The sequence below is a fragment of the Serratia sp. JKS000199 genome (assembly GCF_900215455.1).
Lineage (GTDB): Bacteria > Pseudomonadota > Gammaproteobacteria > Enterobacterales > Enterobacteriaceae > Serratia > Serratia ureilytica.
Window position 1 is genome coordinate 2,032,453 of the sequence record NZ_LT907843.1, and the last position, 12,728, is coordinate 2,045,180.

General features: G+C 60.4%; 12 protein-coding genes, 1 pseudogene and 1 other annotated feature. Of the genes and pseudogenes, 8 read left to right on the top strand and 5 right to left on the bottom strand.

The window, feature by feature from the left end; translation table 11 throughout:
* Positions 1 to 90: 90 nt before the first annotated feature.
* The 4 genes from CPH57_RS09730 to CPH57_RS09745 all read right to left on the bottom strand — a co-directional run bounded on the left by CPH57_RS09730 (position 91) and on the right by CPH57_RS09745 (position 3,061).
* Complete coding sequence (locus tag CPH57_RS09730) at positions 91 to 888, bottom strand: alpha/beta fold hydrolase (protein WP_033643267.1); 798 nt, start codon at positions 886 to 888, stop codon at positions 91 to 93.
* 148 nt (positions 889 to 1,036) lie between these two features.
* Positions 1,037 to 1,396, bottom strand: coding sequence for a Rap1a/Tai family immunity protein (locus CPH57_RS09735; protein WP_016927523.1), 360 nt, complete (start codon positions 1,394 to 1,396; stop codon positions 1,037 to 1,039).
* Between the two features lie 115 nt (positions 1,397 to 1,511).
* On the bottom strand, positions 1,512 to 2,132 hold the full coding sequence (locus CPH57_RS09740) for an L-threonylcarbamoyladenylate synthase (RefSeq protein WP_033643268.1): 621 nt from the start codon (positions 2,130 to 2,132) through the stop codon (positions 1,512 to 1,514).
* A gap of 47 nt (positions 2,133 to 2,179) precedes the next feature.
* Complete coding sequence (locus CPH57_RS09745; RefSeq protein ID WP_042784676.1) at positions 2,180 to 3,061, bottom strand: PHP domain-containing protein; 882 nt, start codon at positions 3,059 to 3,061, stop codon at positions 2,180 to 2,182.
* A gap of 252 nt (positions 3,062 to 3,313) precedes the next feature.
* Positions 3,314 to 3,417, top strand: a sequence feature (Trp leader region).
* Positions 3,418 to 3,441: 24 nt separating this feature from the next.
* On the opposite strand from CPH57_RS09745, the gene CPH57_RS09750 reads away from it, so the two are divergent.
* From CPH57_RS09750 to CPH57_RS09780, 6 genes and pseudogenes are all read left to right on the top strand, one after another.
* Complete coding sequence (locus CPH57_RS09750) at positions 3,442 to 5,004, top strand: anthranilate synthase component 1 (protein ID WP_096242309.1); 1,563 nt, start codon at positions 3,442 to 3,444, stop codon at positions 5,002 to 5,004.
* Positions 5,004 to 6,600 (top strand): annotated as a pseudogene (trpD, locus tag CPH57_RS24670) (bifunctional anthranilate synthase glutamate amidotransferase component TrpG/anthranilate phosphoribosyltransferase TrpD). The gene CPH57_RS09750 and the pseudogene trpD overlap by 1 nt, the downstream one beginning before the upstream one ends.
* A 3-nt stretch (positions 6,601 to 6,603) precedes the next feature.
* Positions 6,604 to 7,965 (top strand): bifunctional indole-3-glycerol-phosphate synthase TrpC/phosphoribosylanthranilate isomerase TrpF, encoded by a 1,362-nt coding sequence (trpCF, locus tag CPH57_RS09765; RefSeq protein WP_172428020.1) that lies wholly within the window; start codon positions 6,604 to 6,606, stop codon positions 7,963 to 7,965.
* 25 nt (positions 7,966 to 7,990) lie between these two features.
* Entirely contained in the window at positions 7,991 to 9,196 is a 1,206-nt protein-coding gene (gene trpB, locus CPH57_RS09770; RefSeq protein ID WP_170852993.1) for a tryptophan synthase subunit beta, read from the top strand.
* Positions 9,196 to 10,002: a tryptophan synthase subunit alpha gene (gene trpA, locus CPH57_RS09775; protein WP_046687173.1), complete on the top strand. Its 807-nt coding sequence runs from the start codon at positions 9,196 to 9,198 to the stop codon at positions 10,000 to 10,002. The genes trpB and trpA overlap by 1 nt, the downstream gene beginning before the upstream one ends.
* Positions 10,003 to 10,220: 218 nt before the next feature.
* Positions 10,221 to 10,535: a BON domain-containing protein gene (locus tag CPH57_RS09780; protein WP_016927515.1), complete on the top strand. Its 315-nt coding sequence runs from the start codon at positions 10,221 to 10,223 to the stop codon at positions 10,533 to 10,535.
* Between the two features lie 44 nt (positions 10,536 to 10,579).
* Here CPH57_RS09780 and ompW read toward each other — a convergent pair whose 3' ends face one another.
* The gene (ompW, locus tag CPH57_RS09785) at positions 10,580 to 11,212 is read right to left on the bottom strand and encodes an outer membrane protein OmpW (RefSeq protein ID WP_019452715.1); all 633 of its coding nucleotides are present in this window, start codon (positions 11,210 to 11,212) and stop codon (positions 10,580 to 10,582) included.
* Positions 11,213 to 11,498: 286 nt separating this feature from the next.
* Between ompW and CPH57_RS09790 the strand changes: the two genes are divergently transcribed.
* Both CPH57_RS09790 and CPH57_RS09795 read left to right on the top strand, forming a co-directional pair.
* The gene (locus tag CPH57_RS09790; protein WP_033643277.1) at positions 11,499 to 11,939 is read left to right on the top strand and encodes a YkgJ family cysteine cluster protein; all 441 of its coding nucleotides are present in this window, start codon (positions 11,499 to 11,501) and stop codon (positions 11,937 to 11,939) included.
* A gap of 34 nt (positions 11,940 to 11,973) precedes the next feature.
* The gene (locus CPH57_RS09795) at positions 11,974 to 12,726 is read left to right on the top strand and encodes a YciC family protein (protein ID WP_033643278.1); all 753 of its coding nucleotides are present in this window, start codon (positions 11,974 to 11,976) and stop codon (positions 12,724 to 12,726) included.
* The last annotated feature ends 2 nt before the right edge of the window (positions 12,727 to 12,728 follow it).

A 12,728-nucleotide genomic window follows, 5' to 3' on the forward strand; every position in this document is an offset into this window, starting at 1 on the left:
AATAATACGTTTATCAAGATCGAACCGCGCATTATACAGGCTTTCTAAGGTGTTGAAACCCACTTTATCGGCGGTGCCCCCAAGCGGCGTTCACGGCGCCAAGAAGTCCTCCACCGCCCTCAGCACCGCGTCGGGCCGTTCCAGAATGCCGAGGTGAGTGCGGGCCTCTTCTAAACGCGCCACGGAGAAAAACGGCCGCTCGGCGGCAAATGCCTGCTGTTGCCGCAGATAGTCATCGCGGCGATCCAGCGAGTAAATATGCCGGCACGGCGGCGGCGCGCTCATTCCCGCCAGGCGTTGCAGCGGCGAGCCGAACTGCCGGTAGGCCTGTTCGATGGCCACGCCGGCGGCGCGCCAGAGCCGGTCATCTTCCTGCGCCATCTCGACCTCCAGATGGCATTTGACCCGATCGTGGCGGATGCCGCCCTGCCAGAAGTCGAACAAGGCGTCGCGCGCCGCCAGCCACTGCTGCGGCTGCTGCATGCGGCTCACCGCCGCAAAGAACGCTGGCTCCGGCTGCGTCATGATCCAATCGAGAAACACCATGCCCTGCACCTGCTGCGGCAACGCCTCGGCCAACGCCACCGCCAACCAACTGGCGTGCGCCACCGACAGGGTGATCACGTTGTCCAAACGCAGCGCCGTCAGCAATTGGCGCACATCCTCCAGCAAATCGTCCGCCGTCAGCGACATCTCCGCCGCTTTTGACGACAGGCCGTGGCCACGCCAATCGATGCTGATCGTCCGATAACCGTCGGCCGCCAGCGCGATGAACGGCTCAAACACGGTTTTCGGTTCGCACCAGCCGGGCAGCAACACCAACGTGAGCGGCCCTGAGCCGATATCCTGATAATCGAGCGTCATGTTGGCACTGTGAAATGCGGTCATATTACCTCCTGCGCGTCTCTCCCCGACCCGTTCGGGAATTACCGACGGGCTAAGGGTGACAGCGCAGCAGGTCATGATCTATTGAAGTTCGTGCGGAAAAGACCCGAGCGCACCTTATGAAAAAATGCGCACTTATTGGAATGGGAATTTAATGGCGCACGCAGGGATAGGCGGCGCTCAACGCCAGCATAATCACCGACGGTGCGGAATAATGCAGTTGCTCGGGATGTTCGTTCAAGTACTGCATTACCGCGTCGGCGGCTACGCCGATGCTCATTCCGGCCTCTGGGCAGATATTGCGATTGCCCTGCATGGAATAGGTATCGAATACGCCGGCGACGTATCCCATAAACATGCCGCCATTCAGCGCTTCGGCCACGGTGGCTTCACCGCTTTTATTTTTTACGTAACCGCCGGATTCCGCCAGCAAACCGCTGCCCGAATAAAAACCCGCATTCGCCATTGAGGAAAATAATAAGGCCGCTAAAAAAGAAACCTGTTTAATCATTGCTGCGCATCCTGCCCATTATCAATTCTGAAGTCTTCAAGAATAGCGGCTTTCACGCGAAATAGCGTCGCTTCAGCCGTTTTTCAGACAATGGGCAAGGTGGCAATATTTTACATCAGCGGAAAGGCGCCGCGTCGCCGGCGCCTTCGCGCACCACTTCCGGCGAGGATTCGGTCAGATCGATAACCGTGGTCGGCTGTTGGCCGAGGAAGCCGCCGTGGATCACCAGATCGACCACCTTGCCCAAATGATCGCTGATCTCTTCCGGATCGGACTCGGCGAAATCATTGCCCGGCAGCATCAGCGTGGTGGACATCATCGGTTCGTTCAACGCCTCCAACAGCGCCAGCGCGATCGGGTTCGACGGCACGCGCAGGCCGATGGTTTTGCGCTTTTCATTCATCAGGCGGCGCGGCACTTCTTTGGTCGCTTTCAGAATGAACGTGTAGTTGCCCGGCGTATTGTTTTTGATCAGACGGAACGCCGTATTATCGACGTGAGCATAGGTCGACAACTCGGACAGATCGCGGCACATCAGGGTAAAGTTGTGGTTGCCGTCCAGCTGACGGATGCGGCAAATGCGCTCCATCGCCGCCTTCTCTTCCAGCATGCAGCCCAGCGCATAGCCGGAATCGGTGGGATAGACGATCACCCCCCCTTTGCGCAGCACCTCTACCGCCTGGTTGATCAGGCGCGGCTGCGGGTTGTCCGGGTGAATATAAAAAAGCTGACTCATGACTTGCTCCTAAAATAATGCCCGCGCGCGTTGCCACGCGCGTAAAATCAGACCGCCTGGCCCGGCTGCGGCCAATCGCGCCACACCGGCTCGACGCCGCCCGGCAGCCACAGCTTGCGCCCCAGTTCGATCCACGAGCAAGGTTGATGGAAATCAGAGCCTTGCGAGGCCAACAGGCGGTAGTCTTGCGCGTATTTCGCCAGCTGAGTGCGCTCATGCGGCGCCTGCTGACACTGCGCCACTTCCATGGCGTCGCCGCCGTGTTCGGCGAAATGCGCCAGCAAGCGTTTCAGCCATTTCGCGGTCAAATCGTAACGGCCCGGGTGCGCCATCACCGCCTGGCCGCCCGATTGATGAATCGCATCAATGGCTTGTTCTATTGTACACCACTGCGGCGGTACATAGCCGGTTTTCCCCTTGGCCAGGTATTTCTTGAACACCTGAGCCATATTGTCCGCCACACCGATCTCCACCAGGTAACGGGCGAAATGGCCGCGGGTCACCGCGCCGGCTCCGGCCAGGCGCTGGGCGCCGGCATAGGCGTCGGGAATACGCGCCTTGCCCAGCCGCACGCCGATCTCCTGCGCCCGCCGGTTGCGGCGTTCGGTTTGTTCCGCCAACAGCGCCACCAGCGCCGGATGCGCGACGTCCATACCCAACCCAACAATATGGATTTCATGATTTTCCCACAGCGTCGAGATTTCCACTCCATTGACCAACCGCAACGGCAACGCCTGCTCCGCGATGGCGGCGGCGGCCTCGGCCAGCCCGGCGGTCGTGTCGTGATCGGTGATCGCCAACACCCCCACGCGCATCTCTACCGCCCGCTGCACCAGCTGCGTCGGCGTCAGGTAGCCGTCGGAGGCGGTCGTATGGCTGTGGAGATCGTACAGGGTAAAAGCGGTGGATTGAGGGTTACTGTCTGTCAAAACGGCTATCCGGCAATGGCTTGGTTTTCTATCATACCTGCGATCGGCGGCCGGACGGAAATCTATTCTGCCCCGGCTGGGCGCGCGGGCGGGATGATGAACAGAATTCACGCTGACCGCTAAAACATTGTACAAAAAGGGGGTTGACTTTGCCCTCGCGAACCAGTTAACTAGTACACAAGTTCACGGCAGTGGCCGTGTCGGATGAGAGTTAACAAAGAGAGTCTGCAAATGAACACATACATTTCTCTTCACGGTTGGTGGCGTACCTCCCTCTTGCGGGCGGTGTAATCGCGCATAGCTGTCATCTGACAATGCAGATTTCCTGAGCCCGCACCTGATGCGGGCTTTTTTATGGACAGAATTCACTGGAACCACCGATGATGAACATCAAACCACAATTGACATTACTGAAGGCGCAGGCCAGTTACCGGGGCGATCCCACCACCCTTTTCCACCAGCTGTGCGGCGCCCGGCCGGCCACCCTGCTGCTGGAGTCGGCGGAAATCAACAGTAAACAGAATCTGCAGAGCCTGCTGGTGATCGACAGCGCGCTGCGCATCACCGCGCTGGGTCACACCGTCAGCGTGCAGGCGCTCACCGCCAATGGCGCGGCGCTGCTGCCGCTGCTGGACGAAGCGCTGCCGCCCGAGGTCAGCATTCAGGCGCGCCCAAACGGCCGCGAGCTGACCTTCCCGGCGATCGACGAGGTGCAGGACGAAGACGCGCGCCTGCGCTCCCTGTCGGTATTCGACGCGCTGCGCACGCTGCTGACCCTGGTCGACTCCCCGGCGGACGAGCGTGAAGCCGTGATGCTGGGCGGCCTGTTCGCCTACGATCTGGTCGCCGGTTTCGAAAACCTGCCGACGCTGCGCCAGGATCAACGTTGCCCGGACTTCTGCTTCTATCTGGCGGAAACCCTGCTGGTGCTGGATCATCAACGCGGTTCCGCCCGATTGCAGGCCAGCGTCTTCAGCGAGCAAGCGAGTGAAATACAACGCCTGCAGCAGCGTCTGGCGCAATTGCAGACCGAATTGAAACAAACCCCGCAGCCAATCCCGCACCAAAAGCTGGAAAACATGCAGCTGAGCTGCAACCAGAGCGACGAAGAGTACGGCGCGGTGGTCAGCGGGCTGCAGGAAGCGATCCGTCACGGCGAGATTTTCCAGGTGGTGCCGTCGCGCCGCTTCTCCCTGCCGTGCCCGGCGCCGCTGGCGGCCTACCAGACGTTGAAAGACAACAACCCCAGCCCGTACATGTTCTTCATGCAAGATGACGAGTTCACCCTGTTCGGCGCTTCGCCGGAGAGCGCGCTGAAATACGACGCGGGCAATCGCCAGATCGAAATCTACCCGATCGCCGGCACCCGCCCGCGCGGCCGCCGAGCCGATGGTTCACTGGATCAGGATCTCGACAGCCGCATCGAGCTGGAAATGCGCACCGACCACAAAGAGCTGGCCGAGCACCTGATGCTGGTCGATCTGGCGCGCAACGATCTGGCGCGCATCTGCCAGGCCGGCAGCCGCTACGTGGCCGACCTGACCAAAGTGGATCGCTATTCGTTCGTCATGCACCTGGTTTCCCGCGTGGTGGGCACCCTGCGCGCCGATCTCGACGTGCTGCACGCCTACCAGGCCTGCATGAATATGGGCACCCTGAGCGGCGCGCCCAAAGTGCGGGCGATGCAGCTGATCGCCGCCTCCGAAGGCACGCGCCGCGGCAGCTACGGCGGCGCGGTAGGCTACTTTACCGCCACCGGCGATCTGGATACCTGCATCGTCATTCGCTCAGCCTACGTCGAAGACGGCATCGCCACCGTGCAGGCCGGCGCCGGCGTCGTGCTGGACTCCATCCCGCAGGCGGAAGCCGACGAAACCCGTAATAAAGCCCGTGCCGTGCTGCGCGCCATCGCCACTGCGCACCATGCCAAGGAGGTGTTCTGATGGCCGATATCCTGCTGCTCGACAACGTCGACTCCTTTACTTACAACCTGGTTGATCAGCTGCGCGCCAGCGGCCACCAGGTGGTGATTTACCGTAACCAGATCGCCGCCGAGGTGATCATCGAGCGTCTGGCGCAGATGGAACAGCCGGTGCTGATGCTGTCGCCCGGCCCCGGCGCCCCTTCCGAAGCGGGCTGCATGCCGGAACTGCTGCAACGCCTGCGCGGCCGGCTGCCGATCATCGGCATCTGCCTCGGCCACCAGGCGATCGTCGAAGCCTATGGCGGCCAGGTCGGCCAGGCGGGGGAAATCCTGCACGGCAAAGCCTCGGCGATCGTTCACGACGGTGAAGGCATGTTCGCCGGCATGGCCAACCCGCTGCCGGTGGCGCGTTACCACTCGCTGGTCGGCAGCAACATCCCGGCCGATCTGACCGTCAACGCCCGGTTCGGCGAGATGGTGATGGCGGTACGCGACGATCGCCGCCGCGTATGCGGCTTCCAGTTCCACCCGGAATCGATTCTGACCACCCATGGCGCGCGCCTGCTTGAGCAGACCCTGGCCTGGGCGCTGGCGAAGTCATAAAAGGAACACGACGATGCAACCTATCCTTGAGAAACTGTACCGCGCTGAATCGATGAGCCAGCAGGAAAGCCAGCAGCTGTTCAGCGCCATCGTGCGCGGCGAACTGGAGCCGAGCCAACTGGCGGCGGCGCTGATCAGCATGAAAGTCCGCGGCGAGCGCCCGGAAGAGATCGCCGGCGCCGCCAAAGCGCTGCTGGAAGATGCTCAACCGTTCCCGCGCCCTGACTATCTGTTTGCCGATATCGTCGGCACCGGCGGCGACGGCACCAACAGCATCAATATTTCCACCGCCAGCGCCTTTGTGGCGGCAGCGTGCGGCGCGAAAATCGCCAAACACGGCAACCGCAGCGTCTCCAGCCGCTCCGGCTCTTCGGATCTGTTGGCGGCATTCGGCATCCGCTTGGATCTGCCGGCGGAAGAGGCGCGCAAGGCGTTGGACGATCTTGGCGTGTGCTTCCTGTTTGCGCCGCAGTACCACACCGGCTTCCGTCACGCCATGCCGGTACGCCAGCAGTTGAAGACCCGCACGCTGTTCAACGTGCTGGGCCCGCTGATCAACCCGGCGCGTCCGCCGCTGGCGCTGATCGGCGTTTACAGCCCGGAACTGGTGCTGCCGATCGCCGAAACCCTGCGCGTGTTGGGCTATCAGCGCGCGGCGGTGGTTCACGGCGGCGGCATGGACGAGGTGGCGATCCACGCCCCGACGCACGTGGCGGAATTGAACAACGGCGAAATCTGCAGTTATCAGCTTACCCCGCAGTCCTTCGGATTGGAAACCTATCCGCTGGAGGCCTTGCTGGGCGGCACGCCGGAAGAAAACCGTGACATTTTGGCGCGGCTGTTACAAGGTAAAGGCGAGCCGGCGCACGCTGCGGCGGTCGCGGCCAACGTCGCGTTGCTTCTGAAGTTATTCGGACATGAAGACCTGCGCCAAAATGCGCGGCAGGCACTGGATATGATCAACAGCGGGCAGGCCTATGAGCGTGTCATCGCACTGGCGGCAAGAGGATAAATGATGCAGGAAACCGTGCTACACAAGATTGTCCGCGACAAAGCGCAATGGATCGCGGCGCGACAACAGCAACAGCCCCTGGCCGGCTTTCAGAATGACATCGTACCGAGCGAACGCAGCTTCTACCACGCGCTGCAGGGCACCCGTACGGCTTTCATTCTCGAATGCAAGAAGGCCTCGCCTTCCAAGGGGCTGATTCGCGAGAACTTTGATCCGGTGGAGATCGCCACGGTCTATAAAGATTTCGCCTCGACGATCTCGGTGCTGACCGACGAGAAATACTTCCAGGGCAGCTTTGATTTCCTGCCGCTGGTGAGCAAAACCGTCAGCCAACCGGTGTTGTGCAAAGACTTTATCATCGACCCGTATCAGATTTACCTGGCGCGCTACTATCAGGCCGACGCTATCCTGCTGATGCTGTCGGTGTTGACCGACGAACAGTACCGCCAGCTGGCGGCGGTGGCCCACAGCCTCAATATGGGCGTGCTGACCGAAGTGATCAGTGAAGAAGAGCTGCAGCGGGCGATCGCGCTGGAAGCCCGCGTGGTCGGCATCAATAACCGCGATCTGCGCGATCTGAGCATCGATCTGGACCGCACCCGGCAGTTGGCGCCGCGCGTGCCGCATGGGGTGACGGTGATCAGCGAGTCGGGCATCAACAATTACGGGCAGATCCGCGAGCTCAGCCACTACGCCAACGGTTTCCTGATCGGCAGCGCGCTGATGTCGGAACCCGATCTGCGCGCCGCCGTGCGCCGTGTGATCCTGGGCGACAATAAAGTGTGCGGCCTGACTCGCCCACAGGACGCCGCCGCCGCGTATCAGGCCGGCGCCATCTACGGCGGATTGATTTTCGTCGGCCGCTCGCCGCGCTATGTGGATATCGTCCGCGCCCGCGAAGTCATTTCCGGCGCGCCGCTGAAGTACGTCGGCGTCTTCTGCGACGCCCAGCTTGATACCGTGGCGCTGACCGTAGAGCGCCTCGGTCTGCAGGCGGTGCAACTGCACGGCGCGGAGGACCAGGCCTATATCAGCGCCCTGCGCGCCCGCTTGCCGGCCGATTGCCGCATCTGGAAAGCGCTGAGCGTGAAAGAACAGGTGCCGGCGCGCGATCTGCAGCATGTCGATCGCTATCTGCTGGACAACGGCGCAGGCGGCACCGGCCAACGCTTCGACTGGTCGGTATTGCAAGGCGAAGATCTGACCAACGTTATGCTGGCGGGCGGTCTGCGCGCCGACAACTGCGTCGAAGCGGCCAAGCTCGGCTGCGCCGGGCTGGACTTCAATTCCGGCGTGGAAAGCGAACCGGGTATCAAAGATCCCGCGCGCCTGGCCTCGGTCTTCCAAACCCTGCGCGCTTACTGAATACGGCTCTACATTATAACGGATAATGACGGGAACTCTCATGACGCTGCTTAACCCCTACTTCGGCGAATTTGGTGGTCAATACGTACCGCAAATTCTGATGCCGGCCCTGAAACAACTCGAAGAAGCCTTTGTCAGCGCTCAGCGCGATCCGGCGTTTCAGGCGGAATTCATCGATCTGTTGAAGAACTACGCGGGCCGCCCTACGGCGCTGACGCTGTGCAAAAATCTCACCGCCGGCAGCAACACTAAGCTCTATCTGAAGCGGGAAGATCTGCTGCACGGCGGCGCGCACAAGACCAACCAGGTGCTGGGCCAGGCCCTGCTGGCCAAGCGCATGGGCAAAACCGAGATCATCGCGGAAACCGGCGCCGGCCAACACGGCGTCGCGTCGGCGCTGGCCTGCGCGCTGCTCGGCCTGAAATGCCGTATCTATATGGGCGCCAAAGACGTTGAGCGCCAGTCGCCGAACGTGTTCCGCATGCGGCTGATGGGCGCGGAAGTGATCCCGGTGCACAGCGGCTCCGCCACCCTGAAAGACGCCTGCAACGAAGCGTTGCGCGACTGGTCCGGCAGCTATGAAACCGCGCACTACATGCTCGGCACCGCCGCCGGCCCGCATCCGTACCCGACTATCGTGCGTGAATTCCAGCGCATGATCGGCGAAGAAACCAAAGCGCAGGTGCTGGAGCGCGAAGGCCGTCTGCCGGATGCGGTCATCGCCTGCGTCGGCGGCGGCTCCAACGCCATCGGCATGTTCGCCGATTTTATCGATGACGCCGACGTTGGGCTGATCGGCGTGGAACCCGCCGGTCTGGGCATCGAAACCGGTCAGCACGGCGCGCCGCTCAAGCATGGCCACGTCGGCATCTATTTCGGCATGAAGGCGCCGATGATGCAGACCGCCGAAGGCCAGATTGAAGAATCCTATTCAATCTCCGCCGGGCTGGACTTCCCGTCCGTCGGGCCGCAGCACGCCTACCTGAACAGCACCGGCCGCGCCGAATACGTGTCGATCACCGACGACGAAGCGCTGGAGGCGTTCAAGGCGCTGTCGCGCCATGAAGGCATCATCCCGGCGCTGGAATCCTCACACGCCCTGGCGCACGCGCTGAAAATGATCCGTGAAACGCCGCAGAAAGAGCAGATCCTGGTGGTCAACCTGTCCGGCCGCGGCGACAAAGACATATTTACCGTTCACGACATTTTGAAAGCACGGGGAGAAATCTGATGGAACGTTATCAGCAACTGTTCACGCGTCTGGAAAGCAGCAAGGAAGGCGCCTTCGTCCCGTTCGTGACGCTGGGCGATCCTAATCCGGCGCTGTCGCTGCAGATTATCGACACCCTGATCGAAGCCGGCGCGGACGCGCTGGAGCTGGGTATCCCCTTCTCCGACCCGCTGGCGGATGGCCCAACCATCCAGAGCGCGACGCTGCGTGCCTTCGCCGCCAGCGTTACGCCGACCCAGTGTTTCGAGCTGCTGGCGGCCATTCGTCAGAAGCACCCGACCATTCCCATCGGCCTGCTGATGTACGCCAATTTGGTGTTCCATAAAGGCATCGATGCTTTTTACCAACGCTGTGCGGAAGTGGGCGTGGATTCAGTGTTGGTCGCCGACGTGCCGTTTGAAGAATCGGCGCCGTTCCGCGCCGCGGCCGTGCGCCACGGTATCGCGCCCATCTTCATTTGCCCGCCGAACGCCGATGACGATCTGCTGCGTGAAATCGCGTCGCACGGTCGCGGCTACACCTACCTGCTGTCGCGTTCCGGCGTCACCGGCACCGAAAGCCGGGCGCAGTTGCCGCTGCATCACCTGGTGAACAAGCTGCGCGAGTATCACGCCGCTCCGCCGCTGCAGGGCTTCGGCATCTCCGAGCCCGAGCAGGTGAAGGCTGCGCTGCAGGCCGGCGCCGCCGGCGCCATCTCCGGATCGGCAATCGTCAAAATCATCGAACGGCACCATGCCAACCCGGCGGAAATGCTGACCAAGCTGGCGGCCTTCGTCAGCGCGATGAAGCACGCGACCCGCGCGTGATCCCCTTCGGCGAGCGCCTTGCCGGCGCTCGCTTTAACAGCTTGTTTCCCCTCAAAGTTTGTTCTATTTATTTACAGCAAAAATTTGAACAAACCCGCGTCTTGTCTCACAATAAACATTGTTCGCTATGCATTTCTTCATTTGATTTGGGGAATGCGCTCGCTGCGGCGAAAAAACCGCATCGAATTTCAACCATAACATTGCATGGAGAGTAATTTATGAAGCTGTTTAAAACCCTTTCGGCCTTGTGCATGGCAGCCGTTGTGGCGGTCGCGGTGAGCGCTTGCGCACCGACGGCGAAATCGGAGGGAACAGGCGGTTATATCGATGACACCGTGGTCACCACCAAAGTGAAATCGGCGCTGCTGGCGGATAAAAACATCAAGTCGCGCGAAATCAGCGTGGAAACCTTTAAAGGACGCGTGCAGTTGAGCGGCTTCGTGACGTCAAGCGATGACGCCAATCGTGCGGTGCAGGTCACACGCGGCGTGGCCGGCGTGAAATCTGTTGAGAACGTCATGCAGGTTAAATAATACCGACACAGGGAGGCGCAATGCCTCCCTGTTTGCGGCCTTCATCAGAAGCGATAACCCGCCCCAAACATAAACACCCACGGATCCAATCGTGTATCGAAGCTGTGGTGCCCACCGTTCGCGTCGTTGAAACGCGTTTTGGTTTCGATGTTCATCCACCACACCGACATGTTCAGCATCCAGTGCTCATCCAGGTTGTAATCCAGACCGGCCTGTGCCGCCACGCCCCAGGAGTCTTTCAGATCGAGGTTGCTCAACCCGGCGCTTTTGCCGTAGTCGTTGAACTTCTCGTCGAAGAAAGTGGTGTAGTTAACGCCGACGCCCAGATAAGGACGCAGTTTGTCCTGCTTGTCGCCGAAGTAGTATTGCGCCATCAGCGTAGGCGGCAGTTGATGAACGGTCGCCAGATCGGTGCCGCCCAGGGTAACCTTGTGGCGGAACGGTGTCGCGGCCAACAACTCAACGCCGATGTTGTCCGTCACCATATAACCGAAGGTCAAACCGAGCTGGGTATTGTTTTTCGCATCCAGCGATCCCAAACCCAATACGTTGTCCGAGCCCGCATTTGGACGCACCGTCGCGGTGCCCGCACGGAACAGGAAATCACCGGCCTGATGCGCACTTGCCAACATAGGCGCCATCATCGTCGCCAATACCACCAGAGTTGTCTTTTTCATTATCCATTCCATTTGTGTGGTTAATCTCTCGAGGGGGAATATACCTACTTTCGGGTATTTGTGATCCCATCGAGATCACATCTTATGTGTAAAATTTTAAAATCCCACCAAAAACAAGGTTACCTAACCGCTTAATAAATCAAGGATTGATCTGCATCAAAAAAACGATTTTGTTGCAAATTATCTGCATGTTCAAATTTCAGTTGCGGAAAAAAATACGGCTGAGGTAATTTCATCTTCCGTGTTGGTTTTGGTTGGTGCCGTGAGGAGTCGGCGGGCAATCAAGATGAGCGAAATCCTTAATCCCTGTGTCAGCTGCGGCGCATGCTGCGGTTATTTTCGAGTGTCATTCTATTGGGCCGAAGCCGAAGACGGCGGCGGCACCGTTCCCCTTTCCCTGACGGAGCCTCTGACCCCGTTCCTGCGCTGCATGCAGGGGACCAACAGCAAGTCTCCGCGCTGCACCGCGCTGGACGGCGAGATTGGCAAAGCCGTGTCGTGCTCGATTTATCTTAATCGGCCAAGCCCGTGCAGAGAGTTCGATCAGTCCGGTGAAAACGGCCTGCGCAACGAAGCCTGCGATCGCGCTCGCGAACGCTACGGCCTGCCCCCCTTGCCGGTGCCCTTGCCGCTGTCGTTGCCTGAGACGACGATCGTTGAAGAAATAGACGTAGTGCAATTCGCGGGGTGCCACAGCGGCGTGGAACAGGGTACAATCACCCACTGATTTATCTCTGTTTTCTCGACGCCAAGGAGTCTGCATGCCTATCACGGCCAACGCTTTGTACCGTGACAGTTTTAACTTTTTACGCAATCAACTGGCCAGCATCCTGATGCTGGCGCTGTTGACGGCGTTTATCTCGGTGCTGCTGAACCAAGCTTTCAGCCCCGATGCCGAACAGTTGGCGACGCTGGCCGCCTCCACCAGCGATTTCGCGTCGTCGACCGGCATGGGCATTCAGGACGTGATCCAGCAGATGACGCCGGAACAACAGATGGTGTTGCTGAAAGTGTCGGCCGCCGCCACATTCTCCGCGCTGGTCGGCAACGTGCTGCTGGTCGGGGGGATGCTGACGTTGATCCGTCTGGTGTCTCAGGGGCAACGCACCAGCGCCCTGCGCGCGCTCGGCGCCTCGGCGCCCGATCTGCCGCGCCTGCTGCTGCTGCTGTTTATCTGCACCTTGCTGATCCAGCTCGGCCTGACGCTGTTCGTGGTGCCGGGCGTGATCATGGCTATCGCCTTCGCGTTGGCGCCAGTGATCGCCTCCGTCGACAAGAAAGGCGTCTTCGCTTCGCTCAAGCTGAGCAGCAAATTGGCCTTCGCCAATGCGCGCGTGATTGTGCCGGCGATGATGCTGTGGTTGGCGGCCAAGCTGCTGGTGCTGTTTTTAGTGAGCCATCTGTCAGTGCTGACGCCGAACGTGGCTAGCGTCGTGCTGACCGCGTTAAGCAACCTGGTCTCCGCCCTGCTGCTGATCTATCTGTTCCGTTTGTATATGCTGCTGCGCGGCTAACG

What these genes read in the sequence shown, in the direction of transcription:
- CPH57_RS09730 (WP_033643267.1), bottom strand. Translation starts at nt 888, where the DNA reads ATGACCGCATTTCACAGTGCCAACATGACGCTCGATTATCAGGATATC.
- CPH57_RS09735 (WP_016927523.1), bottom strand. Translation starts at nt 1,396, where the DNA reads ATGATTAAACAGGTTTCTTTTTTAGCGGCCTTATTATTTTCCTCAATG.
- CPH57_RS09740 (WP_033643268.1), bottom strand. Translation starts at nt 2,132, where the DNA reads ATGAGTCAGCTTTTTTATATTCACCCGGACAACCCGCAGCCGCGCCTG.
- CPH57_RS09750 (WP_096242309.1), top strand. Translation starts at nt 3,442, where the DNA reads ATGATGAACATCAAACCACAATTGACATTACTGAAGGCGCAGGCCAGT.
- trpCF (WP_172428020.1), top strand. Translation starts at nt 6,604, where the DNA reads ATGCAGGAAACCGTGCTACACAAGATTGTCCGCGACAAAGCGCAATGG.
- trpB (WP_170852993.1), top strand. Translation starts at nt 7,991, where the DNA reads ATGACGGGAACTCTCATGACGCTGCTTAACCCCTACTTCGGCGAATTT.
- trpA (WP_046687173.1), top strand. Translation starts at nt 9,196, where the DNA reads ATGGAACGTTATCAGCAACTGTTCACGCGTCTGGAAAGCAGCAAGGAA.
- CPH57_RS09780 (WP_016927515.1), top strand. Translation starts at nt 10,221, where the DNA reads ATGAAGCTGTTTAAAACCCTTTCGGCCTTGTGCATGGCAGCCGTTGTG.
- ompW (WP_019452715.1), bottom strand. Translation starts at nt 11,212, where the DNA reads ATGAAAAAGACAACTCTGGTGGTATTGGCGACGATGATGGCGCCTATG.
- CPH57_RS09790 (WP_033643277.1), top strand. Translation starts at nt 11,499, where the DNA reads ATGAGCGAAATCCTTAATCCCTGTGTCAGCTGCGGCGCATGCTGCGGT.
- CPH57_RS09795 (WP_033643278.1), top strand. Translation starts at nt 11,974, where the DNA reads ATGCCTATCACGGCCAACGCTTTGTACCGTGACAGTTTTAACTTTTTA.